Origin of the sequence: Faecalibacterium sp. BCRC 81149 (assembly GCF_022750605.1) — a bacterium.
GTDB lineage: Bacteria > Bacillota > Clostridia > Oscillospirales > Ruminococcaceae > Faecalibacterium > Faecalibacterium duncaniae.
This window is the reverse complement of the sequence record NZ_QXJA01000005.1, coordinates 66,251-89,710: the sequence shown is the minus strand read 5'-3', so window position 1 is coordinate 89,710 and position 23,460 is coordinate 66,251. Positions and strand designations below refer to the sequence as shown.

17 protein-coding genes and 1 tRNA gene are annotated in these 23,460 nt (G+C 60.2%); 12 read left to right on the top strand and 6 right to left on the bottom strand.

The annotated features are described in order from the left end of the window. A tRNA-Gly gene (locus D3F01_RS07610) sits at positions 1–76 on the bottom strand. Positions 77–411: 335 nt separating this feature from the next. Here D3F01_RS07610 and D3F01_RS07605 point away from each other — a divergent pair. Both D3F01_RS07605 and gltA read left to right on the top strand, forming a co-directional pair. Beyond that, positions 412–1,257, top strand: a complete 846-nt coding sequence (locus tag D3F01_RS07605; protein ID WP_242887570.1) for a sulfide/dihydroorotate dehydrogenase-like FAD/NAD-binding protein — start codon at positions 412–414, stop codon at positions 1,255–1,257. 1 nt (position 1,258) lies between these two features. Continuing rightward, positions 1,259–2,653: an NADPH-dependent glutamate synthase gene (gene gltA, locus D3F01_RS07600; protein WP_098925046.1), complete on the top strand. Its 1,395-nt coding sequence runs from the start codon at positions 1,259–1,261 to the stop codon at positions 2,651–2,653. A gap of 74 nt (positions 2,654–2,727) precedes the next feature. On the opposite strand, the gene D3F01_RS07595 is transcribed toward gltA, so the two are convergent. Further along, positions 2,728–3,129: an HAD-IIB family hydrolase gene (locus tag D3F01_RS07595; protein ID WP_242887567.1), complete on the bottom strand. Its 402-nt coding sequence runs from the start codon at positions 3,127–3,129 to the stop codon at positions 2,728–2,730. A 371-nt stretch (positions 3,130–3,500) separates the two neighbouring features. Here D3F01_RS07595 and D3F01_RS07590 point away from each other — a divergent pair, with 371 nt between their 5' ends. The 3 genes from D3F01_RS07590 (at position 3,501) to D3F01_RS07580 (ending at position 7,159) form a co-directional block, all read left to right on the top strand. Continuing rightward, positions 3,501–4,256: a DeoR/GlpR family DNA-binding transcription regulator gene (locus D3F01_RS07590; protein ID WP_117533280.1), complete on the top strand. Its 756-nt coding sequence runs from the start codon at positions 3,501–3,503 to the stop codon at positions 4,254–4,256. Continuing rightward, entirely contained in the window at positions 4,253–5,158 is a 906-nt protein-coding gene (gene pfkB, locus D3F01_RS07585) for a 1-phosphofructokinase (RefSeq protein WP_242887563.1), read from the top strand. The genes D3F01_RS07590 and pfkB overlap by 4 nt, the downstream gene beginning before the upstream one ends. A 75-nt stretch (positions 5,159–5,233) precedes the next feature. After that, a complete protein-coding gene (locus tag D3F01_RS07580) occupies positions 5,234–7,159 on the top strand; it encodes a fructose-specific PTS transporter subunit EIIC (RefSeq protein WP_242887560.1) in 1,926 nt (641 codons plus the stop codon). Positions 7,160–7,241: 82 nt separating this feature from the next. Here D3F01_RS07580 and D3F01_RS07575 read toward each other — a convergent pair whose 3' ends face one another. Next, positions 7,242–7,652 carry an SseB family protein gene (locus D3F01_RS07575; protein WP_156070646.1) on the bottom strand — a complete coding sequence of 137 codons (411 nt, stop codon included), beginning with the start codon at positions 7,650–7,652 and terminating at the stop codon, positions 7,242–7,244. A 239-nt stretch (positions 7,653–7,891) separates the two neighbouring features. Between D3F01_RS07575 and D3F01_RS07570 the strand changes: the two genes are divergently transcribed. The 3 genes from D3F01_RS07570 to D3F01_RS07560 are packed head-to-tail and all read left to right on the top strand — an operon-like array spanning position 7,892 to position 14,966. Further along, positions 7,892–9,316: an extracellular solute-binding protein gene (locus D3F01_RS07570; protein WP_242887557.1), complete on the top strand. Its 1,425-nt coding sequence runs from the start codon at positions 7,892–7,894 to the stop codon at positions 9,314–9,316. A gap of 38 nt (positions 9,317–9,354) precedes the next feature. Continuing rightward, positions 9,355–12,393 carry a bifunctional diguanylate cyclase/phosphodiesterase gene (locus D3F01_RS07565; protein ID WP_242887554.1) on the top strand — a complete coding sequence of 1,013 codons (3,039 nt, stop codon included), beginning with the start codon at positions 9,355–9,357 and terminating at the stop codon, positions 12,391–12,393. Positions 12,394–12,452: 59 nt separating this feature from the next. Next, positions 12,453–14,966 carry an excinuclease ABC subunit UvrA gene (locus D3F01_RS07560; protein ID WP_242887551.1) on the top strand — a complete coding sequence of 838 codons (2,514 nt, stop codon included), beginning with the start codon at positions 12,453–12,455 and terminating at the stop codon, positions 14,964–14,966. Positions 14,967–15,009: 43 nt separating this feature from the next. Here the strand turns inward: D3F01_RS07560 and D3F01_RS07555 are convergent, their stop codons facing one another. From D3F01_RS07555 to prfB, 3 genes are all read right to left on the bottom strand, one after another. Next, the gene (locus D3F01_RS07555; RefSeq protein WP_242887548.1) at positions 15,010–15,615 is read right to left on the bottom strand and encodes an N-acetyltransferase; all 606 of its coding nucleotides are present in this window, start codon (positions 15,613–15,615) and stop codon (positions 15,010–15,012) included. Positions 15,616–15,815: 200 nt separating this feature from the next. Further along, on the bottom strand, positions 15,816–16,763 hold the full coding sequence (locus tag D3F01_RS07550; protein ID WP_242887545.1) for a hypothetical protein: 948 nt from the start codon (positions 16,761–16,763) through the stop codon (positions 15,816–15,818). 196 nt (positions 16,764–16,959) lie between these two features. Next, positions 16,960–18,081, bottom strand: coding sequence for a peptide chain release factor 2 (prfB, locus tag D3F01_RS07545; protein WP_005930411.1), 1,122 nt, complete (start codon positions 18,079–18,081; stop codon positions 16,960–16,962). 178 nt (positions 18,082–18,259) lie between these two features. Here prfB and D3F01_RS07540 point away from each other — a divergent pair, with 178 nt between their 5' ends. The 4 genes from D3F01_RS07540 to D3F01_RS07525 all read left to right on the top strand — a co-directional run bounded on the left by D3F01_RS07540 (position 18,260) and on the right by D3F01_RS07525 (position 23,454). Continuing rightward, on the top strand, positions 18,260–19,243 hold the full coding sequence (locus D3F01_RS07540; RefSeq protein WP_242887542.1) for an RING finger protein: 984 nt from the start codon (positions 18,260–18,262) through the stop codon (positions 19,241–19,243). Positions 19,244–19,283: 40 nt separating this feature from the next. Then, complete coding sequence (locus tag D3F01_RS07535) at positions 19,284–20,159, top strand: UTP--glucose-1-phosphate uridylyltransferase (RefSeq protein WP_242887540.1); 876 nt, start codon at positions 19,284–19,286, stop codon at positions 20,157–20,159. Between the two features lie 168 nt (positions 20,160–20,327). Further along, positions 20,328–21,704, top strand: a complete 1,377-nt coding sequence (locus D3F01_RS07530) for an MATE family efflux transporter (protein WP_242887537.1) — start codon at positions 20,328–20,330, stop codon at positions 21,702–21,704. Between the two features lie 121 nt (positions 21,705–21,825). Continuing rightward, positions 21,826–23,454: a DUF5046 domain-containing protein gene (locus D3F01_RS07525; RefSeq protein ID WP_242887534.1), complete on the top strand. Its 1,629-nt coding sequence runs from the start codon at positions 21,826–21,828 to the stop codon at positions 23,452–23,454. The last annotated feature ends 6 nt before the right edge of the window (positions 23,455–23,460 follow it).

The window sequence follows — 23,460 nt, the reverse complement described above, 5'->3', positions numbered from 1 at the left end:
TGGAGCGGCCGACGAGGCTCGAACTCGCTACCTCCACCTTGGCAAGGTGGCGCTCTACCAGATGAGCTACGGCCGCACATTTCATGTGGTCTGCCGGGGTTTCGCTCCCGGCGACGTTGGCTATTATAGCGTAAAACACAGGCTTTGTCAACAACAAATTTCCAAAAAATCAGACTTTTTGCAAAACACGCCTGTCTGCGCCTGTTTTTCAAAAACAAAGCCGAAACCGGAATGAAACCGAAATGTTTCAGCTTTGCGGCGGCAGACACAAAGAAAATTCGGTTGCTTTCCCTTCTTAAAGAGGTTATAATAAACTTGTCAAAAAGTTGCACAAAAACACGTCTGCTGTGCCGCGCGGGCGGGCAGACGTGTTTTTGTGCCGAGATTTTGCCAGAAAAAGGAGCAACCGCAATGTACAAGATCACTGAAAAGGTCGCGCTGAACCCCACCGTGACAAAGATGGTCATTGAAGCCCCGCTCATTGCCAAAAAGGCAAAGCCGGGCCAGTTCATCATTGTGCGCCCGTTTGAGGACAGCGAGCGCATCCCCCTGACCGTGGCCGGTTACGACCGTGAAAAGGGCACTGTGGATATCATCTTCCAGATCGTTGGCGGCACCACCATGGAGCTGAACAGCCTGAACGCAGGCGACAGCGTCCATGACTTTGTGGGCCCCTTGGGCCGCGCCACCGAGACCGAGGGCCTGAAAAAGGTCTGTGTTGTGGGCGGCGGCGTGGGCTGCGCCATCGCCCTGCCCATTGCCAAGGAGCTGCACGACCAGGGCTGCACCGTCCACAGCGTCATCGGCTTCCGCAATAAGGATCTGCTCATCCTCGAGGACGAGTTCAACGCCTGCAGTGACGAGCTGCGCATTATGACCGATGACGGCAGCTACGGCACCAAGGGTGTGGTCACTGCCGCTCTGGACGAGCTGGTGGCCGCCGGCAACCAGTACGATCTGGTCATCACCATCGGCCCGCTGATCATGATGAAATTCGTCGTCAAGACCTGCCAGAAGCACGGCCTGAAGAGCATCGTCTCCATGAACCCCATTATGATCGACGGCACCGGCATGTGCGGCGGCTGCCGCCTGACCGTGGGCGGCGAGACCAAGTTTGCCTGCGTGGACGGCCCTGACTTTGACGGTGACCTCGTCGATTTCGACGAAGCCATGGCCCGCGGCACCATGTACCGCCCCTTTGAGGCAATGGCCCGCGAGAAGGCCTGCAATCTGTTCAAGACTGAGGAGGCAAAGTAAGATGGCTTTCAATATGGATCCCAAAAAGTGCCCCATGCCCACCCAGGACCCCAACGTCCGCAACAAGAACTTTGAGGAAGTTGCACTGGGCTATACCGAAGAGATGGCCGTGAACGAGGCAAAGCGCTGCATCCACTGCAAGAACAAGCCCTGCCAGACCGGCTGCCCCGTGGGCATCGATATCCCCGAGTTCATCGGTCATGTGGCCGAGGGCGACTTTGAAGCCGCCTATCAGGTCATTGCCCGCTCCTCCTCCCTGCCCGCCGTCTGCGGCCGTGTCTGCCCCCAGGAGAGCCAGTGCGAGGGCAAGTGCACCCGCGGCATCAAGAACGAGCCCGTGGGCATCGGCCGCCTGGAGCGCTTTGTGGCCGACTGGCACCGTGAAAACGTCCACACCGCCCCCATCGTGCCCGCATGGAACGGCCACAAGGTTGCCATCATCGGTGCAGGCCCTGCCGGTCTGACCGCCGCAGGCGATCTGGCCAAGCTGGGCTATAAGGTCACCGTCTACGAGGCCCTGCATGTGGCCGGCGGCGTGCTGATGTACGGCATCCCCGAGTTCCGTCTGCCCAAGGCCATCGTGCAGCAGGAGATCGACGGCCTGAAGAAGATGGGTGTGGATTTTGAGTGCAACATGGTCATCGGCAAGGTGCTGACCATCGACGAGCTGATGGACGAGTACGGCTACGAGGCCGTGTTCGTTGGCTCCGGTGCCGGTCTGCCCCGCTTCATGGGCATCCCCGGCGAGAGCCTGAAGGGCGTGTACTCTGCCAACGAGTTCCTGACCCGCTCCAACCTGATGAAGGCCTACCTGCCCACCAGCAAGACCCCCATCCGCACTGGCAAAAAGGTGGCCGTTGTGGGCGGCGGCAACGTGGCCATGGATGCTGCCCGCAGCGCCCTGCGTCTGGGTGCCGAGACCGTGTACATCGTCTACCGCCGCGGCATGGCCGAGCTGCCTGCCCGTAAGGAGGAGGTCGAGCACGCCGAGGAAGAGGGCATCATCTTCAAGACCCTGTGCAACCCCGTGGAGATCCACGCCAACGACGAAGGCTTCGTCAAGTCCATCACCTGCATTGAGATGGAGCTGGGTGAGCCCGATGCTTCCGGCCGCCGCCGTCCCATTGAAAAGAAGGGCAGCGAGTTTGAGCTGGATGTGGATACCGTGATCATGAGCCTGGGCACCAGCCCCAACCCCCTGATCCGCTCCACCACTCCCGGCCTGGAGACCAACAAGCATGGCTGCATCGTCACCGAGGGTGACGAGGGCAAGACCAGCCGTGAGGGCGTGTACGCCGGCGGCGATGCCGTGACCGGTGCCGCCACCGTCATCAAGGCCATGGGTGCCGGTAAGGCAGCTGCCAAGGCCATGGACGAGTACATCCAGAATAAGTAAGGAACACTTCCCTTCTCCATAAAAAAACAGGTGCACCTGAACGGTGCACCTGTTTTTTGTGCATCACTATATTTTTAAGTCGTTATGAGGCCCTGTTCCAGACAGTACCAATAGATGCCATCCTCCATCACGGTACGGCAGTGTGCGGCAGCAGCAGCCTTCAGCTTCTCAGAGGCATTGCCCATAGCCACACCGGTGCCCACAGCCCCAAACATCTCCAAATCATTGTTGCCATCTCCGAACGCCATGCTATCGGCTTTGGAGATGCCATAGAACTCCAACACCTTTTCCACGGCAATCCCCTTGCCGCCGCTGGCCGGAATGATGTCCACAGCCCGATTCCACCACGCCGCGATCTTTGCATGGGGTACATCCTTCAAAATAGCTGGGTACTCCTCTTCCCGGCCACCCATGAGCACCTGGAAAATTTCTCCCTTTGCCATCTCCTCAAAATCCTCAGCGATCTTCAACTCCACGCCGCCGCAAGGCTTCCAGCGTGCGGGGCCGGGCAGCACCCTTCAGCGGCACCAGTGTTCCATCCACATCAAAAAAGATGATCTTCGGTTTATTCATATGCCTTCCCTCCGGTTGCCGGACAGCCAGGGCTTATCCTCTGGGTTCCAGCTGTTTTATGGGAAAATTATAGCACGAAGGGGGCGTTTTTTCAAATGTATCCCACTCTTTATGCATCCTGCCCAAAAAACAGAGCAATATTTTGTCACTCAAACTTGGCGGAATCTGATTGATTTTGACTGAGATTTTGCTATAATAAGGGGGCAAGGCGGTCGGAATCCGCCAATGTCAATCAAAATCAATCATATAAATCGAACAAGGGGGAATGTTCCCGATGCTGGCAGAAGAACGATTCAGCCTGATTCTGGATCTGCTGGCGCGGCAGCGCACCGCCACCGTACAGGAGTTGTGCGAGGCGTTGAACGCAAGCGAATCCACCATCCGGCGCGACCTGAACGAGCTGGACAAGCAGGGCAAACTGAACAAGGTGCACGGCGGGGCCACCCTGCCGGACAGCCCCTTCCGCACCGACGAGCCCACCATGGCCGCCAAGGAAGAGCTGGCCGTCAGTCAGAAGCAGAGCATCGCCCAAGCGGCGGCAGAACTGATCCTGCCGGAAGATTTCATCTATCTGGATGCAGGCTCCAGCACACTGGCTCTGGCACGGGCGCTGAGCGGCCCGGCCCTGAACGCCAGCTATGTGACCAACGGCGTGGCCCACGCCCGCCTGCTGGCCCAGAAAGGCTGCCGGGTGTTCCTGCCCGGCGGGCTGCTGCGGCCCCAGACCGAGGCCATCATCGGGGCGGCTGCGCTGACTGCCATCCAGCAGTACAATTTCACCAAAGCCTTCATGGGAGCCAATGGCGTGGCGCTGGATTCCGGCTTCACTACCCCAGATCCCGAGGAGGCCGCCGTCAAGGCTGCGGCCATCCACCGGGCGCGGGAGACGTGGTTCCTGGTGGACGACACCAAATTTGCGCAGGTCTACCCCGCCGCCATCTGTGATCTGCACAGCGGTGCCATCCTGACGAACCGGTGCCCCAACCCCAAATACCGGCAATACACTCTGATAAAGGAGACCGAGGTATGATCTACACTGTAACGTTCAATCCTGCCATTGATTATGTCGTCCGTCTCGACAGACCTCTTGAGGTGGGCGAGGTGAACCGCGCTGCCGGGGAGGACTGCGTGCTGGGCGGCAAGGGCATCAATGTTTCCGGCGTGCTCCGGGAGCTGGGCTGTGAGAGCGTGGCTCTGGGCTTTGTGGCCGGTGAGACCGGTGCCTGGCTGGAACGTGGTCTGGCCGCGCAGGGGCTCCGGACCGATTTCATCCATCTGGCCGAGGGCATGACCCGCATCAACGTCAAGATCAAGGCGGGCACCGAGACTGAGCTGAACGGCGCAGGCCCCAGCATCCCGGAAAGCGCCATGCAGCAGCTGGAAGCCCAGCTGGACACCCTGCAGCCTGACGACATCCTCATTCTGGCGGGCAGCATCCCCAAGAGCCTTTCCCAGAGCACCTACGAGCGGCTGCTGGCAGGGCTGGAGGGCCACGGCGTGCGGGCCGTGGTGGATGCCACCCAGGATCTGCTGGTCAACGTCCTCCCCTATCACCCCTTCCTGATCAAGCCCAACGATCACGAGCTGGGCGAGATCGTGGGCCGGGAGCTGAACACGGACGAAGAGATCACCGCCGCCGCCCGCGCCCTGCAGGAAAAGGGTGCCCGGAACGTGCTGGTGAGCATGGCCGGGAACGGCGCTCTGCTGGTGGATGAGCACGGCGAGGTGCACCGCATCGGCTGCCCCAAGGGCAAGGTCGTGAACAGCGTAGGCGCAGGCGACAGCATGGTGGCCGGTTTTGTGGCAGGTTATCTGCAAAGCGGCAGCTATGAGCAGGCCCTCCGGCTGGGCACCGCCTGCGGCAGTGCCACCGCGTTCAGCCTTGGGCTGGCAACGAAAGAAAAAATCGCCGAACTGATGCAGGAAATTTGAAGCAGAGCCCTCTTTGCGGTCTGCGGCGCAGACCGCAGCTGAGAGGGTTGCACAGAGAGAGAAAGGAGAACCCTTATGCGCATTACGGAATTATTCACCGCAAAGTCCATCGAGCTGGATTCTGCGGCCTCCAACCGGGACGAGATCCTCTCCCGGCTGGTGGAACTGCAGGCCACCCACGGCAATATCACCGACACAGAAGCCTACAAGAAAGCGCTCTACGCCCGGGAGGATGAGGCCTCCACCTACGTGGACAACGGCATCACCGTTCCCCACGCCAAGACGAATGTGGTCACCCGGCCCAGCCTGGCCGCCCTGCGTCTGAGCACCCCGGTGCAGTACAACGCCGAAGATGACGGCAAGACCGACCTGCTCTTTGCCATTGCAGCCCCCGAAAACGGCAGCCTGCATGTGGATATGCTGGCCCGCATGATGCAGATGCTGATGAACGAGGACTTTGTGGAAAAGCTGAAGGCCGCCAAGACCCCCGCCGAATTCCTTGCCCTCATCGACGCACAGGAGGAGACCCAGTTCGGTGAGGAGAGCTTCACCCAGCAGGCCATCCCCCAGAGCGGCTACCGCATTCTGGCCGTGACCGCCTGCCCCAACGGCATTGCCCACACCTACATGGCCGCCGAGGCGCTGGCCAAGGCCGGTGACAAGCTGGGCCTGCCCACCAAGGTGGAGACCAACGGCTCCGATGGTGCCAAAAACGTGCTGACCCGCGCCGAGATTGCAGCCTGTGACGGCATCATCGTGGCTGCAGACAAGAATGTGGAGACCGCCCGCTTTGACGGCAAGCCCGTGCTGTTTGCCCGGGTGGATGACGGCATCCACAAGCCCGAAGAGCTGCTGAAAAAGGTAGCCCACGGTGAAGTTCCCGTGTATCACGCCAAGGGCGGTGCCACCGCTGCCGAGGAGGAGACCTCCGGCGACAGCTTTGGCCGCAAGGTGTACAAAGACCTGATGAACGGCGTGTCTCACATGCTGCCCTTTGTGGTGGGCGGCGGCATTATGATCGCGCTGGCCTTCCTGCTGGACGATTACACCATCGACCCCTCCAACTTCGGCATGAACACCCCCATCGCCGCCTTCTTCAAGACGGTGGGCAGCGCCGCCTTTGGCTACATGCTTCCCATTCTGGCAGGCTTCATCGCCATGTCCATCGCCGACCGTCCCGGCCTGGCCGTGGGCTTTGCGGGCGGCGTGCTGGCCATGAACGGCACCAACTTTGCAGGCCTTGCCAACGGTGAGACCACCGGCATCTCCGGCGGCTTCCTGGCCGCTCTGCTGGCCGGTTTCGTGGCCGGTTATGTGGTCGAGTTCCTGAAAAAGATCACCGAAAAGCTCCCCGCCAGCCTGAACGGCATCCGTCCCATGCTGATCTACCCGCTGGGCGGCATCCTCATCATCGGTGCCGTGATGTGCGGCATCAACCCAGTCATGGGCATGATCAACACCGCCATGACCAACTGCCTCAACGCCATGGGTGGCACCTCCAAAGTCCTGCTGGGTGCCATCGTTGCCGGTATGATGAGCATTGACATGGGCGGCCCCTTCAACAAGGCAGCCTACGTCTTTGGCACTGCCGCGCTGGCCTCCGGCAACTACGAGGTCATGGCTGCTGTCATGGTGGGCGGCATGGTTCCTCCCATCGCGATCGCCCTCTCCACCACCTTCTGCCCCAAGAAGTGGACCCCTGACGAGCGCCGCAACGGCATCGTGAACTACGTCATGGGCCTGTGCTTCGTCACCGAGGGTGCCATCCCCTACGCCGCCGCCGACCCGCTGCGCGTCCTGCCCAGCTGTGTGGCCGGTGCCGCGCTGGCCGGTGCCCTCTCCATGACCTTCGGCTGCGCCCTGCGCGCTCCCCACGGCGGCATCTTCGTGTTCCCCGTGGTCGATCATGCCCTGCTCTACTGCGTGGCTCTGGCCGCTGGCAGCGTGGTGGGTGCCGTGATCCTGAGCCTGCTCAAGAAGAACCGCACCGACGCAGTCTGATCTGCCATTCTCCTTCTTCCTTTACCATATAAAAAGGGCCCGTCTGCGCACACCAAAATGCGGCAGGCGGGTCCTTTCGTGCTTATCCCTTGATGATCCGGAGCAGGGTCTTGTCCAGCTGGATGGTGCGGTTCCAGGGGTTCAGGATGATGCCCTGGATCTCCGGCACCTGCAGTGCGGCATCCAACAGCTTTTCAAGCTCCACCAGAAAGGTGGACTGCACCGCTTCCGCGCCCTTCATCTCCTCTTCAAAGCTGGTAAAGGCATACCACCAGCTGGCCCCATCGGCCGTGCGGAGGGCCCGCAGCTGCATCTGCTCACTGGCCGGGTTCGGCTCCACCGCCACCACGACCTGTCCGTTTTCCCGCATCCGCCGCCGGATCACGGTCAGGGTATGCGCCAGCTGCTCCTGTGTGGGCTCCTGCTGTAACTGGTAAACCGCCTGTTCGATCTTCTCGTTGCCGTTCAGGCCCTCGTCCTTCTTCTGCGCCATAAGCTCTCCCGTTCTTTTCGTTTATGTTTTATGCTTGTATTATATCCGGACTTTACGAAAAATGGAAGCGCTGGCCAGAGATTCTTTCTTTTTTCGTCTGCTTTCGGGTGTTTTTTCAAAAATCAGTAGCCCCCGCCCCGAAAAAGTGTTACAATATTTTCGTCTGGTATCATTTCAGAAACGACAGGACGCGCCGTTTTTCCGTGAGCCGTTTTTGTCGGAATGGGAGAGATAAGGTAATGAAACGAATCCTTCGTTCTGCCGTCAGTCTGCTGCTGTGCGCCGCCGTGGCGCTGGGCGGCACTGCCTGCGGCCGAAGCAAGCTGCCCACCACCATCACGATCTGGACCTATTACAACGGCGACCAGCTGGAATGCTTCAACCAGCTGGTGGAGCAGTTCAACTCCACCGTGGGCAAAGAGAAGAACATCCGGGTCGAAAGCTCCAGTCAGGGCAGCGTGAACGACCTGGAGACCAGCGTGCTGGCCGCCGCCGAGGGCAAGGTGGGTGCCGAAAAACTCCCCAACATCGTCTCCTCCTACGCGGACACCGCCTTTACGCTGGATCAGATGGGCCTTGCCGTTGACCTGAGCCCCTACCTGACCGAAAAAGAGAAGTCTGCCTATATCGCCGGGTTTCTCGAAGAGGGCGACCTGATGAACAACGGGGAGCTCAAGGTCTTTCCCATAGCAAAGTCCACCGAGCTGCTCTACCTGAACGTCACCGACTTTGTCCCCTTTGCCGAGGCCACGGGCGTGACCTATGCGGATCTTTCCACTGTGGAGGGGCTGAACGAGGCCGCACACAAATACTACGACTGGACCGATGCCCAGACGGCTGCACCCAACGACGGCAAGGCCCTGTATGGCCGCGACGCGCTGACCAATTACCTGCTCTGCGGCGCACAGGAACTGGGTACGACCATCTTTGATGCAGAGAACGGCGTGATGACCCTGCACTTTGACAAGCCGACCCTCCGCAAGCTGTGGGATAACTACTATGTCCCCTACATCAAGGGCTGGTGCAGTGCCAGCGGCAAGTTCCGCAGCGACGATATCAAAACCGGCAGCCTGCTGGCCTATGTCGGTTCCTCCTCCAGCGCTTCCTTCTTCCCCACCCAGGTGCTGACCAGCGACACCGAGAGCCACGGCATCCAGATGGCCGCGCTGCCCTGCCCCAGCTTTGCAGGCTGTGAGCCGGTGGCCGTCCAGCAGGGGGCCGGCATGGTAGTCATCCCGGGCACCGAGGACGAGATCAGCGCCTGCGTTGCCTTCCTGAAATGGTTCACCCAGCCGGAAAACAACCTGCAGTTCTCGGTGCAGTCCGGCTATATGCCCGTGACCTATGCCGCCAACAGCATGTCCGCCCTTGAGAACAGCGGCCTGACGGTCTCCGAGCGCATCCACAAGGTGCTGAGCCTGTCCATTGATGCCATCGATCGCAGCAAGCTCTACACCACCCATGCCTTCCCGGATGCCCTGCGCGCCCGCAATACCCTGCAGTACGCGCTGGAGGACCGTGTCACTGCCGACCGTGCCACGGTGCTGGAGCGGCTGGCTGCCGGGCAGACCCCCGAGGAAGCCGAAGCCGAGTTCCTGACCGATGCCTATTTTGATGCCTGGTACGACCAGACTCTGGCCGCTCTCAGCGCCTTTGCGGGCTGAGATGCCCTTGGAACAACCACAAAAGGAGAGACCCTCAGATGCAGAACCGCAAGCCGCACAGTCAGAAGGCCCCTCAGACGGGCCATTCTATCTTCGGCACCATCCTTTTCTCCCTGCTGGCTGTGCTGGCGGTGGAGATCCTGCTGCTGACCTTTGCCGCCCACGCCACCCGGCTTGGCCCCCAGCTGAACCAGAACGCCGAGGATATCCTTGCCATGCAGGTGGACAACCGCAGCCGGTATCTTCAGTCCATCTTCCATGATGCGCAGGAGCTGACCAGCCTTTCCGATACCATCAATGGCCTGACCCAGCAGCTTCTGGACGAGGGAGAGATCAGCCTGAGCACGCTGGACAGCAGCAGCGACGCGGCCTATCCCCTGCTGGAAGCCGCCGCGCCGGAGCTCATCAGCACCCTGCGCATCAAGTCGGTGACCGGCGTGTTTCTTATCCTGAACACCCATGATCTGGACAAGCAGAAGCAGGACAGTCGGCTGCCCGCCATCTACCTGCGGGATCTTGACCCGGATGCCGCTCCCTCCCAGCGCAACGCCGACCTGACCTTTGTGCGGGCACCGGCCCAGCTGGTGCAGTCCCTCTCCATTGCCACGGACAACAGCTGGTCCCCCACCATCCGCTACCGGGCACTGGGAAACCGCGGCTTCCTTTATCCCCCTTTCCAGGCTGCCTATAAAGACGGAGCCAGCCTTGCCGCCTCCGATTATGGCCACTGGACCTCACAATCCTATCTGGTGCCCGGGGACACCCACGAGGCCATTGCCTACAGCCAGCCCCTGATCCTGCCAGACGGCACCGTTTACGGCGTGATCGGCGTGGAGCTGCTGGCCGACTACCTGTGGGAGAATCTGCCCTGCTCTGAGCTGCAGAACAACGGCACCTATTTCCTTGCCGTGACCGGTACGGAGGAACTCTCTGCCGCTGAACTGCAGCTGCGTCCGGTGCTCCGTTCCCACTGCGACGGGCAGCCGGGTTCTGCGGACGAAAGCCTTACGCTGCGCCTCCACAGTGCCCAGACCCGCCGCTACCGCTTCAACGATTCCCTCTACATTGCCTCGGTCTCCCCCTTGAACCTCTACAGCCGGAACGCCCCTTTCTCGGGCGAGCACTGGCTTCTCGTGGGCTCTGTTCCCGCAGTGCAGCTCTTTGCTTTTGCCCAGCGGCTGCAGCAGCTGTTCTCCTTCATCATTCTGATCACGCTGGCCGTCGGCTTTGTTTGCAGCTGGCTGATCAGCAGGCGGCTGGCCCGGCCCGTAGCCAAGCTCTCGGCTGAGGTAGCCGCTGCCGAAGCGGATTCCTCCGCCATCCCGCATCTGTCCGCCACCGGCATCAGGGAGCTGGATCAGTTCTCCTCCGCCTTTACCCAGCTGAGCAAAGACGTGCTGGACTCCTCCACCCGCTTTTTGCGCATTATGAAATTGGCCAGTGCGGAGCTGGGCGGCTATGAGCTGCGCGATGACAGCGTTTATGTGACCGACAACTTCTTCTCCATGCTGGGCCTTGCACAGGAGCAGCCCGATCCGCTCACGCCAAAGGCTTTCCGCGCCCTGATGGGCACACTGGAGCAGCGGTGGTTCTACCGCCTGTCCCCGGCCAACAACAAGGTCTTTGCCATCCCCCAGCCCGACGGCAGCACCCACTACATCACCCTGCGTGTCACCCATATCCTGGGCGAAAGCGTCTCCGAGGTGGGTCTGGCTGAGGATATGACCACCACGGTGCTGGAGCAGCAGCGCATTGAGCACGAGCGCGATTACGATACCCTGACCGGCCTGTACCGCCGCCGTGCCTTTGACCGCGCCTGTGAAGCGCTGTTCCAGCAGCCCGAAAAGCTGGGCTGTGCCGCCCTGCTGATGATGGATCTGGACAACCTCAAGCAGATCAACGACACCTACGGCCACGACTGGGGCGACCAGTACATCCGCCAGACCGGCCAGTGCTTTGCGGCCAATACGCCCGCCAACACCATCTGCTCCCGCCTTTCGGGCGATGAGTTTCTGATCTTCTTCTATGGCTACCAGGATCAGGCACAGCTCCGCGCCCAGCTGGAGCTGCTGAGTGCCGCCCTGCAGCGCAGCGTGTCCATCCTGCCCAACGGCAAGCAGCTGCACATCAGCATCTCGGGCGGCATTGCCTGGTACCCCACGGACGGCCACGACCTGCTCACCCTGAAAAAATATGCCGACTTTGCCATGTATCAGGTCAAGCATTCCCACAAGGGCCGCATGTGTGATTTTGATATCGGCAGCTACCATCAGGAGGCATACGCCGCCCAGACCCAGCAGGACTTTGAGCTCCTGCTGCGGGAGGAACTGGTGACCTACCACTTCCAGCCCATCTGCTCTGCCCGTACCGGCCGGATCGCAGCCTACGAGGCCCTCATGCGGGTGGATCTGCCTACCCTGCACTCCCCCGCTCAGGTCATGCAGCTGGCCCATGAGACGGGCCGCCTGTATGAGATCGAACGGATCACTGTGTTCCATTCCAGCGCGATCTTCCAGCGTATGCAGGCACAGGGCCTGTTCCAAAGCGATGCCCTGCTCTTCATCAACTCCATCGCCAATGTCAGCCTGACGAATGAGGATGTGGAGGAATATGCTCAGCGCTACCCCGAGCTGCTCAAGCGGCTGGTGGTGGAGATCACCGAACAGAAGGATCTGGACCGCGCATGTCTGGAGCGGAAGCGGAACGTTCCGGGCTTCTCCGGCTCCTTTGCGCTGGATGACTACGGCAGCGGCTACAGCAACGAGCTGAACCTGCTGGAGCTCTCGCCCCGGTATATCAAGATCGACATTTCCATTGTGCGCGGGATCGACACCGACCGTGATAAGCAGCAGATCGTCTCCAACATTGTGGCTTACGCCCACGCCCGCAGTATGCAGCTCATCGCCGAGGGCATTGAGACCGAGGCCCAGCTGCGCACCGTCATCGGTCTGGGCGTGGACCTGCTGCAGGGCTACTACCTCAGCCGCCCCGCCGCAGTGCCCGCCCCCATTGCACCGGCAGCGCAGGCGGTGATCGACCAGCTCGAACACCAGCGGTTTGATCCCCTCGGTTTATGATCTTTCCGGCTCCCCTGCGGGGGAGCCTTTTGTGACCCCATTCAGAGAAAGGAGACACGATGAACCACGAATCCAGTTCCGCTCTCCCCGCCGCCATCCGGGTGCGGGGCGCGCGGGTGCACAACCTGAAGAACATCGACATAGATGTGCCGCTCCACAAGATCGTCGGCATTGCGGGCGTGTCCGGTTCCGGCAAGTCCTCGCTGGCGCTGGGTGTCCTCTACGCCGAGGGCTCCCGCCGCTATCTGGAGGCCCTTTCCACCTATACCCGCCGCCGGATGACCCAGGCCGAAAAGGCGCAGGTGGACGAGATCCGCTATGTTCCCGCCGCACTGGCCCTCCACCAGCGGCCCGGCGTGCCCGGGATGCGCTCCACCTTTGGCACCATGACCGAGCTTTTGAACAGCCTGCGCCTGATGTTCTCCCGGCTCTCCCACTACCCCTGCCCCGCCTGCGGCTGCATGGTGCCGCCCAGCCTGAACATTGCGGCCGAGATCCCGCTCTACTGCCCCCGGTGCGGCGCGCAGGTGCCGGTGCTGGGCGCGGAGCAGTTCGCCTTTAACAGCACCGGAGCCTGCCCAGACTGCGAGGGCACCGGCATCGTGCGGGTGGTGGACGAATCCACTCTGGTGCCGGACGAGAGCCTTTCCATCAACGAGGGCGCGGTGCTGCCCTGGCAGACCCTGATGTGGTCGCTGATGAAGGAGATCGCCGAAAAGATGGGCGTGCGCACCAACGTTCCCTTCCGGGAGCTGACCCCGGAAGAGCGCGATATGGTATTCCACGGCCCCGCCAAAAAGGTGCACCTGCTCTACCAGAACAGCAAGACCGGCGCGGCGGGTGAAATGGATTTCACCTACTTCAACGCCGTTTATACCGTAGAGAACGCTCTTGCCAAGGTGACGGATGAAAAGGGCATGAAGCGGGTGGAGCGATTTCTGAAGCAGGGCCCCTGCCCCGCCTGCGGCGGCTCCCGCCTGAACGCCGCAGCCCGGGCTCCCCGGCTGCGGGGCATCGGGCTGGCCGATGCCTGCCGCATGACGCTGGACACGCTGGTTCAGTGGGTGGAGGGGGTGCCCGCCTCCCTGCCCGTGGAGATGCGCCCCATGGCTGAGAGCATCTGCGAATCCTTTCAGACCACCGCTGCCCGCCTGCTGGATCTGGGGCTGGGCTACCTCTCCCTTGACCGGGAGGCCGCCACCCTTTCCACAGGGGAGCGCCAGCGGGTGCAGCTGGCCCGCTCGGTGCGCAACCGCACCACCGGCGTGCTCTATGTGCTGGACGAGCCCTCCATCGGCCTGCACCCCTCCAACATCGAGGGCCTGCGGGGCGTGATGCACGACCTGATCGCGGACGGCAACTCCATCGTGCTGGTGGATCACGACACTGAGATCCTGCGGGATGCCGACTGGCTCATTGAGATGGGCCCCGGTGCCGGTGAAAACGGCGGCACCATCCTGACACAGGGCACTGTGGAGCAGGTGGCCCAAAGCCCGGCCTCCCGCATCGGGCCCTTCCTTGCCGACCTGCACACCCTTTCAGCCCGCACCCGCACCCCGGAGGCGGAGCTCTTTGCGCTGGGCACCATCACCCTGCGCACCCGGGCCATCCACACCGTCAAGCCGCTGGAAGTCCGGCTGCCCAAGGGGCGGCTCATTGCAGTGACCGGCGTGTCCGGTTCCGGCAAGACCACGCTGGTGCTGGAAAGCCTGATCCCCGCGCTGGAAGCCGCCGCCAAGGGCGAAGCGCTGCCCGCCCATGTGGAAAGCATCACTGCACCGGGCATTGCGCAGGTCAAGCTCATTGACGCAACGCCCATCGGCATCAATGTGCGGTCCACGGTGGCCACCTATGCCAATGTCCACGATGAGCTGCGCAAGATCTACGCCCGCTCCCCCCTTGCCAGGGAGAAGGGCTACAAGGCGGGCGATTTTTCCTACAACACGGGCCGCCTGCGCTGTCCCGGCTGCGACGGCACCGGCACCATCAGCCTGGACATCCAGTTCCTGCCGGATGTGGAGATCACCTGCCCGGACTGCGGCGGCTCCCGCTACCAGAAGGATGCCGCCGCCCTCTACCGCACCCGGAAGGACGGCACCCAGGCCGAGAGCCTGCCCCGCCTGATGGAGATGAGCGTGGACGAAGCCCTTGCCGCCTGTGCCGACCTCAAGCTGGTGGCCAGCCGGCTGCAGACCCTTTCCAACCTGGGGCTGGGCTACCTGACTCTGGGCGAGGCCACGCCCAGCCTTTCGGGCGGGGAGGCCCAGCGGCTCAAGCTCGCCAGCGAGATGGGCAAAGGGCAGGCCGACACCGTGTTTGTATTCGACGAGCCCACCATCGGCCTGCACCCGCTGGACGTGCGCACTCTGCTGGGCGTATTCCAGCGTCTCATTGACAGCGGGGCCACTGTGGTGGTCATTGAGCACGATCTGGATGTGATCCGCAACGCCGACTATCTCGTGGACCTTGGCCCCGGCGGCGGCGAGAGCGGCGGACGCATCGTGGCCTGCGGCACACCGGAGCAGGTGGCCGCCGATCCCGCCAGCATCACCGGAAAATATCTGCACCTGTAAACCAAGAGGGAGAGCCCCGCAAGGAGCTCTCCCTCTTACTATTTTATTCTGCCTTTTTCGGGTAGCGGACGAGGTCATACAGCGTGCCGCCCGGCCCCAGGTCGCGCGTACCGTAAAGTTTCATGCCCAGGTGGACATACTTATCGCACTTGGATTTTGCATCGGTGTCCAGCACCACGGGAATGCCCAGCCGGTCGCCTTCGACAAAGGCAAGATCCATGACCTTGCGCATATAGCCCTGCCCCTGATAAGCTTCCCGCACGCAGACCATGCCCACATAGATGCAGGGCTTTCTCTCCTTATTCAGCACATCTTCCAACGAGGGCCCGGCCTTGGAGAGCATCCGTGCAAAGTGAAACAGCTCCCCCAGGCTCATGGATTGCAGCATCCCCCGCAGCAGGATCCGCGCCGCCTTGAAACTGACCTTCTGCCCCGGCAGCTTGTAGGCTATGTAGCCCTCGCCACGCTCACTGGTGGTGTGCAGAAAGTCGTCTGTCAGCACGCACCGCACAAAGCCGCAGATGTAGGTCACAACCGCTTCCTTGTCACGGAACCAGCTGGCCATGCCCTTTTCTTCGCCGTAATCATAATAGCCAAAGGCGTGGCCAATGTCCTGGATGTGCTGCTCACTGATCTCTTTTACCAGCATAAACTTCCTCCTCATTTCTCCCTGCACCCGGGCTTTTCCGCAGAGCTGAGTACGAGTTATATAAAGCTAACTGAAGTATAGCATAGCTGTGAAGCGATTGCAAGGTGGGGTCGCGTTTTCTCGTGAGTAAAAAGACCCCCGGAAAGAACAGCCTTTTGCGCCTCTGTTCTTCCCAGGGGTTATAATTATACTTTTTTGTATCAGACTGCAACTCGACCTTCAGCCCTGCCCTGCGAAATATAATGCTCGTAGTATTTTACGTTGTCATCGCCAAACACTGCCACCAAATCAGGGTTGTTCGCCTTATAGGCGCTTAGGTTGAATCCCATGCTTCCCTGTCGGCCTTCTTTCATGCCGCTGGAAATAAAGTGTTCAAAAAGTGCTTTCTGGTTTGTGCCGATTATATCCGCAAGGTCGGGGTTGAGACGCAAATAATCCTGATAGTTGTAGACAGCATCATATTGCGCAAGCTGCTGAGCAAACGGAGGGTTTTGCAAAGTCATACCACGATACTTTGAGTTCACATTTGTGACCGTCTCTGCGCTTCCGTCCATGTAAGTTATGACGACTTTATCCACTGCAAGATAATCAATCGACCAGTCTCTCCACCATACGTCAGAAAATTCACAACCACTGTAGTCAAACATCGCGTTCTGGATTTCATCTTCGCTCAAATAAGTATAGCTTTCAGGATTGTTTTCATCTGGTTTTACAAAGAGATTACCGTGTGCATCCTGATATACGAACTGAATGCCATCGGCTGCAGCAATCGCATACGGAACTATTTTATAATGCCGAAACGGGCTATCCTCTCTTGCATTGCTTTGAACCATCCATTCAAAATCTACATTTTTTCCAAGGCTGAACGGCTCCAACGGCCCTACCATTGTCAATTTTTTCGTTGGAAACATCGAGGCTTTATCACCTACACGATTATATGCTGATACATACCAATCTGCGTATTTAATCGCTTTACTGGAATTAACTCGAAAATATATAATCGGTTTCGATACCATAGGCTCATCCCATATGGCATATAAGCCCATTAGCTCTATGCTCGGTTTCTTTGCCGCAAATGCTGTTCCACACAAACATGCGCATAGAACTGCCAACGTACAAAACAACGCTGCAATTTTCTTTCTCATCATTCTTCCTCCTGTCTCTGCTCAAGTGTCGTGCAGTTTTATCGTAATAAAATTATACCACCTAAAAAACCGCCTATCAATCCCTGAAACTTGCTATTCATGCAAATTTCAGGACATTTCACGCAGAGACAAGCAAAAACAGCCAGAAAAAGCGCACTGGCCTTTTCTGGCTGCAAACAAAAAATCGAATTCTATTTTATCAGGTATCCTGCAGTTCCCCGCGGCTGGCGGCCTTGAGGTAAGCAAAGATAAAGCCGTCCAGATCACCATCCATCACGGCATCGACATTGCCGGTCTCGTAGTTGGTACGGTGATCCTTGACCATGGTGTAGGGCATGAACACATAGCTGCGGATCTGGTGGCCCCAGGCGATCTCATTCTGCACGCCCTTGATGTCGTCGATCTTGTCCATGTGCTGCTGCTTTGCGATCTGATACAGCTTTGCCTTCAGCATCTCCATGGCGTAGTCACGGTTCTGGAACTGGCTGCGCTGGGTCTGGCAGCTGACCACGACGCCGGTGGGCTTGTGGATCAGACGGACAGCGGAAGAGGTCTTGTTGATGTGCTGGCCGCCTGCACCGGAGGAGCGGAACACCTGCATCTCGATGTCCTCAGGGCGGATGTCCACCTGAATGGTGTTGTCCAGCTCAGGCATCACTTCCAGAGAAGCAAAACTGGTCTGGCGGCGGGCGTTGGCATCAAAAGGAGACACGCGGACCAGACGGTGCACGCCGTTCTCGCTCTTGAGCAGACCGTAGGCGTTGGCACCCTTGACCATCATGGAAGCGCTCTTCATGCCGGCCTCATCGCCATCCTGATAATCCAGCACCTCCACGGTCATGCCGTGTGCCTGTGCCCACTTGTTGTACATACGGTAGAGCATCTCGGCCCAGTCCTGTGCCTCGGTGCCGCCGGTACCGGCGTGGAAGGTCAGGATAGCGTTGCTGTGGTCGTACTCACCATTCAGCATGGTCATCAGCTGCAGCTCGTCCACGGCCTTGCCCACAGCGTTCACGGCTTCCTCTGCCTCGGGCACCATATCGGGGTCGTACTCCTCGTCCAGCATCACCAGCATGGTCTCGGCATCATCGTACAGGCCCTGCAGCTTTTCAAAGCGGTTCAGCTTGCCCTTCAGGTCGCCCACTTCATCAAAGACCTTCTTGCTCAGCTCAGCGTCATCGTAGAAGCCGGGGCGGCTCATGGTGTGCTCCAGCTCCTGCACGCGCTTGCGGGAAGCGTCGATGGCCAGCGCTTCCTCCAGGTCCTTCACAGCGGTGCCGTAATCGGCCAGCTGCACTTTCAGTTCGTCAGTAGTAATCATATTTTAAGAATCCCTCAAAAGATACAGTTTATACACAGATACTTCATTAGTATACCCAGAATCCATGATAAAGTAAAGAGGAAAAATACTCAACCTACTGGAATTTTGAAGATTTTTGCCTTTTCTTTTCTCTTTTAAGGGAGTATAATAAGTTCAACTAGCATACCGGGAGGATCTTATGTCCAAATATTATGGCTGCCCCTGTGAGGGCTGCGGCAAGCCGCTGACACTGCAGGACGACATCGTTGTCTGCCCCGACTGCGGCGCGCCTTATCACCGCGATTGTTACGAAAAGCTCGGCCGCTGCATCCATGCCCCGGCCCACGCCGCCGGATACGAGTGGAAGTTCCCTTATCAGGAAAGTGAGCTGTGCACCTGCCCTGCCTGCGGCGAGCGCACCCTGCGCAGTGAATCTGTCTGCCGCTGCTGCGGTGCGGCCCTGCCCCCGGAGGGGGCACAGGAGCCCGCCGACCGTGCCGATTCGGATGAGCACAGCGAGGAGTTTGATTACTCCACCTTTTACCGCCAGTTCCAGGAGACCGGGGCCCCGCAGGTAGACCCGCTGCGCCAGACCTATCAGGCGGCTTTTGGCAAGGAAGAGGTCATGGACGGCATCCCCTGCAAGGACTGGGCGGATTTCATCGGCCCGGCTTCCCCTGCCTACCTGAGTGCCTACTGCCGGATGCAGCTGTCCCACACCAAGACCTCCATGAGCTTTTCGGCCATGCTGTTCGGCCCGTTCTATTTCTTCTACCGCAAGGCGTGGAAGCCCGCGTTCGCCTTTCTGGCCGCCGAGCTGGTGCTGGCCCTGCCCACCTTCATTGACCTTTTGCAGATCACGGACAGCAGCCTGGCCCCGGGACTTTCCACCTCCACCCTGCTCACCCTTTCCCGGGTCTGCTCGGTGCTCAGCTTTCTGCTGATGATCGTGCGCGGCCTGTATGGCAAGTGGCTCTACCGCCAGAGTGCCGCCGAGAAGATCCGCCGCATCCGCGCAGAGTTCCCGGACGCGGCACAGCGCAAAGCCGTGCTCTGCGCGCAGGGCGGCACCAGCTGGGCCGCCGTGCTCGGCTGTCTGGTCCTGCTCATGGTCATCGGCAGCGCGTTCACCCTGCTGCTTGGCCCCAATGTGGATGCCCTGATCCATCTGGTCTACGGCTGAGCGTTCAGCCTGAAATGATATGATGAAGGAGTTCCGAACCATGAAAAAAGTTACGAAGGCTGTCATCCCTGCCGCTGGTCTGGGCACCCGTGTGCTGCCCGCCACCAAGGCCATGCCCAAGGGGATGCTCCCCATCGTGGATAAGCCCGCCATCCAGTATCTGGTGGAGGAAGCCGTCAAGTCCGGCATCACGGACATTCTGATCATTCTGGGCCGCAGCCAGAGCATCATCGAGGATCACTTTGACCGCAGCCCCGAGCTGGAAGAAAAGCTGGCCGCCCCCGGCAAGGAAAAGATGCTGGAGGAGTGCCTGGGCATCTCGAACCTTGCCAACATCTTCTTTGTGCGCCAGAAGCAGACGCTGGGCCTGGGCCACGCCGTGAGCATGGCAAAGGCCTTTACCGGTGACGACCCGTTCGTGGTCATCTACGGCGACGACGTGATCTGGGGCGAGGACCCTGTCTGCGCCCAGCTCATCCGCGCCTATGAGGAGTTCGGCCGCCCGGCCGCCGGTGTCTCCGCTGTGCCCTGGGAGGACGTGAGCCGCTACTGCAGCCTGAAGACCACCCCCATCCACGACAACTATTTCTTTGTGGATGACATGATCGAGAAGCCCAAAAAGGGCCAGGAGTTCAGCAACTACTCCATTCTGGGCCGGGTGCTGCTGACCCCTGAGATCTACGATATCCTCGCCCACACCAAGCCCGGTGCAGGCGGCGAGATCCAGTTGACCGATGCCATGGCCGAGTATGCCCGCAACTGCGGCGGCATGACCGCCGTGGAGTTCACCGGCACCCACTACGACATGGGCAACAAGCTCCGCGTGGTGGAGGCTCAGGTGGAGCTGGCATTGCAGCACCCCGAGATCGGCGAGGCTTTCCGTGCCTACCTGAAGGAGTTCTGCAAGACTCTGTAACGTTCTGCTTTCTTTCCATGACCCAAGACCGCTCTGCCGCCGGGCAGGGCGGTCTTTTGCTGCAATAACCCCGGCAAGGAATTGGTTGATACAAAACAGATCCTGCGGTATACTGGAGTGGATTGTTTTTATTGAAAGATCGTGTCAAAGAGAAAGCGAGGTTTTTTCATGGCAAATGCCGACCGCAGCGCGGAGCAGTTCCGCAAAATGACGGAGACCCCCATCCCGAAATTGATCCTGAGCCTGGCGGCTCCCACGATATTGAGCATGCTCATCACCAGCATCTACAATCTGGCCGATACCTTTTTTGTGGGCCAGATCTCCACCAGCGCATCCGGCGCGGTGGGCATCGTTTCCAGCCTGATGGCCATTCTCCAGGCGCTGGGCTTCATGCTGGGCCACGGCTCCGGCAGCATCATCAGCCGCAGCCTGGGCAGCCAGAACACCGATGCCGCCACCCGGTTTGCTTCCACCAGCTTCTTCACAGCGCTGGTGTTCGGCGGCATCATCACAGCGGCAGGCCTGCTCACCCTGCCCGATTTTATGATGCTGCTGGGCAGCACTGAGACCATCCTGCCCCATGCCTGCGCCTACGCGCGGTACATCCTGCTGGCCGCTCCCATTATGATGTCCAGTCTGGTGATGAACAATATCCTGCGCTATGAGGGCAAGGCCAGCTTTGCCATGATCGGCCTGGTCACCGGCGGCCTGCTGAACATTGCGCTGGACCCGCTGTTCATCTTTGGGCTGGGCATGGGCACCGCCGGTGCGGGCCTTGCCACGGCCCTGAGCCAGACCATCAGCTTCTGCATCCTGCTGTCCATGTTCCTGCAGGGCAAAACGGTCAGCCAGTTCCGGATCACGGCAGTCACCCGCAGCCCGGCGGAGTTCGGCACCATCCTGATGACCGGTATGCCCAGCTTTGGCCGTCAGGGCCTGAACAGCATTGGCGGAATGCTGCTGAACATCGCCGCCCGCGGCTATGGTGACGCTGCCGTGGCCGGCATGAGCATCGTTTCCCGCATCTTCATGTTCATCATCTCGGTGGCCATCGGCACCGGTCAGGGTTTTCAGCCGGTGGCAGGCTTCAACTATGGTGCCAGAAAGTACCGCCGGGTGCAGCAGGCCTGCCTGTTCACCATGGCAGCCAGCTTCTGCTTTCTCTCTGTCATTCTCACCGCCTGCTGGTTCAATGCCGAGACCCTCATCCGCCTTTTCCGTGATGATCCCGAAGTCACCGCCGTGGCCCTGCCCGCCTTCCGCTTCCAGTGCTTTGCCATGCTTCTGCAGCCCGTGATCGTGGCGGGCAACATGCTGTTCCAGTCCATCGGCAAATCGGGCCGGGCCACCTTTCTGGCCTGCTGCCGTCAGGGCGTGTTCTTCATCCCGCTCATCCTCACCCTGCCCCGGGCTTTTGGGCTGCTGGGTGTTGAGATCTGCCAGCCCATTGCTGATGTGCTGACCTTCTTTGTCACCGTGCCCTTCCTCTTCCCCTTCCTGCGTCAGCTGGTGCGGATGGACGAAGCCGAGGCTGCCGAGGTCTGAGCTGACCCTGTAACAAAACTGTAACCATGACCGGACGTTCGATTGCAATTGAACGTCCGGTTTATTCGTATTATAATCAGGATAGGAAAGTTAAATTCTGCCAAACCTGTGAGGTACGCTTATGAAACGTTCTGTTCTCCGCATCGGCTGTGCAGTGCTCAGCCTGTCTGCCGCGGCAGGGCTGCTGGCCTCCTGCTCCCTGCTGCCTCCGGCCTCGCCCCTGCCCGATTCCAAGCCCGCGCAGGCTGAGGAAGCGCCCGGCCCCGCTGCAGCTTCACTGGACGACGGCAAGCTGCGCATCCTGTACAGCAACGGCTCCAACGGCGGCAATACCGTGCTCTGCGGCAATACCGTGTTGTATCAGGCCGCCAGCAGTGAGACCGTGTATCTGGTGCCGGATACCCTGACCGGCACCGTGCGGTACTATCTGCGGCAGTGGTCGGACCCCGGCACCCCCACCGGGCGGGCAACCGCCCTGTGCGACCGCAGCGGCAAGGAGATCCTGACCTTTGACCGTGCCTACGATGCCGCCCTGACCGGCAGTCTGCTGGTTCTGACCGCACCGGAACAGATGGCCTATGCCCCCTGCAACAACCACGCCGAGGGCGATTGCCGGGTGATCGATCTTGCCACGGGCGAGGAGCTGGCTGTGCCCGAAAACGCCTACGGATGCAGCGCAGCAGGCAGCTATCTGGCCTTTGAAGTCTGCAATGTCCCGGCAGACTATGTGCAGGAAAACGAATGGGGCGATGACCTGCCCCTCTACTGCGCTGTACAGGTGCAGGATCGGCAGGGCGGGGTGGTCTATCAGGCAGAGCTGTCTGCCCTTTCCAACTTCTACGCCAGCAGCAGCGACAGCTCTGCCCCCACCGACTGGCTGGTGGTGAGCCACTACAACGAGGATGGCACGACGGGTGCCGACAGCCTGTACAACCCCACCACCGGCGAGGAGCTGACCGGTTACCAGCAGTACACCGGTGCAGGCACGGTCAGCCTGTACAACAACGGCAGATACCAGCTGGTGGATCTGGTCAGCACGGAGCAAAGCGCCGTGCTCTGCGAATATGACCAGCCCATCCGGTACTATGCGCCCGGCGTAGCGATCACGGAACCGGATGCCTTCACCCCCGAAATGGCGGGGCGGTATCTGTTCCACGACCTGCTCACCGGCGAGGAGAAGGATCTCTACGATGCCAATACGGATGATGCCACGTTGGCCATCTATGCCGTAGACGGCACCGTGCGGGTGTTCGACCTGCAGACCGGTGTTCTGCTGACCGATACCACCATCGACCCGGTGGATCATCAGGTGCGCGCCCATATTTACCCCGAGGGGAACGGCTGGGCCTGGGTCCAGCAGGATGACAATGACAACTATGACGCAGCTGCTATCCACATCTGCGGGCCGGACGGTATCCACAAGACCCTCGACCCGGCCAAGCTGAATGAGACCTACAACTACTACTCGCCCCTGCTCTCCACTGAGGACGGCATCTACTTCTACGGCTGCTACAACGGCCCTGGCAGCAGCTGGCTCTACGATGTTCTGGACAGCGACGGCGATGTGGTGGTAAGCGGTCTGCGCACTTGTGCCGGGTACTACGCCAACAGCGTCAACGGCCTGCCCGAGGGCGTGTTCGCCGCCGTCAAGGGCTTTGACAGCGGCTGGATGGACCTGACCGGCCAGTGGCTCTACGCCGAGAGCATCTTCGCTTCCAGCAACGATGAAATGGACAACGGTTTCTTCTAAGGAGGT

Coding starts and splice junctions, on each gene's coding strand:
- D3F01_RS07605 (WP_242887570.1), top strand. CDS start 412: ATGTACAAGATCACTGAAAAGGTCGCGCTGAACCCCACCGTGACAAAG.
- gltA (WP_098925046.1), top strand. CDS start 1,259: ATGGCTTTCAATATGGATCCCAAAAAGTGCCCCATGCCCACCCAGGAC.
- D3F01_RS07590 (WP_117533280.1), top strand. CDS start 3,501: ATGCTGGCAGAAGAACGATTCAGCCTGATTCTGGATCTGCTGGCGCGG.
- pfkB (WP_242887563.1), top strand. CDS start 4,253: ATGATCTACACTGTAACGTTCAATCCTGCCATTGATTATGTCGTCCGT.
- D3F01_RS07580 (WP_242887560.1), top strand. CDS start 5,234: ATGCGCATTACGGAATTATTCACCGCAAAGTCCATCGAGCTGGATTCT.
- D3F01_RS07575 (WP_156070646.1), bottom strand. CDS start 7,652: ATGGCGCAGAAGAAGGACGAGGGCCTGAACGGCAACGAGAAGATCGAA.
- D3F01_RS07570 (WP_242887557.1), top strand. CDS start 7,892: ATGAAACGAATCCTTCGTTCTGCCGTCAGTCTGCTGCTGTGCGCCGCC.
- D3F01_RS07565 (WP_242887554.1), top strand. CDS start 9,355: ATGCAGAACCGCAAGCCGCACAGTCAGAAGGCCCCTCAGACGGGCCAT.
- D3F01_RS07560 (WP_242887551.1), top strand. CDS start 12,453: ATGAACCACGAATCCAGTTCCGCTCTCCCCGCCGCCATCCGGGTGCGG.
- D3F01_RS07555 (WP_242887548.1), bottom strand. CDS start 15,615: ATGCTGGTAAAAGAGATCAGTGAGCAGCACATCCAGGACATTGGCCAC.
- D3F01_RS07550 (WP_242887545.1), bottom strand. CDS start 16,763: ATGATGAGAAAGAAAATTGCAGCGTTGTTTTGTACGTTGGCAGTTCTA.
- prfB (WP_005930411.1), bottom strand. CDS start 18,081: ATGATTACTACTGACGAACTGAAAGTGCAGCTGGCCGATTACGGCACC.
- D3F01_RS07540 (WP_242887542.1), top strand. CDS start 18,260: ATGTCCAAATATTATGGCTGCCCCTGTGAGGGCTGCGGCAAGCCGCTG.
- D3F01_RS07535 (WP_242887540.1), top strand. CDS start 19,284: ATGAAAAAAGTTACGAAGGCTGTCATCCCTGCCGCTGGTCTGGGCACC.
- D3F01_RS07530 (WP_242887537.1), top strand. CDS start 20,328: ATGGCAAATGCCGACCGCAGCGCGGAGCAGTTCCGCAAAATGACGGAG.
- D3F01_RS07525 (WP_242887534.1), top strand. CDS start 21,826: ATGAAACGTTCTGTTCTCCGCATCGGCTGTGCAGTGCTCAGCCTGTCT.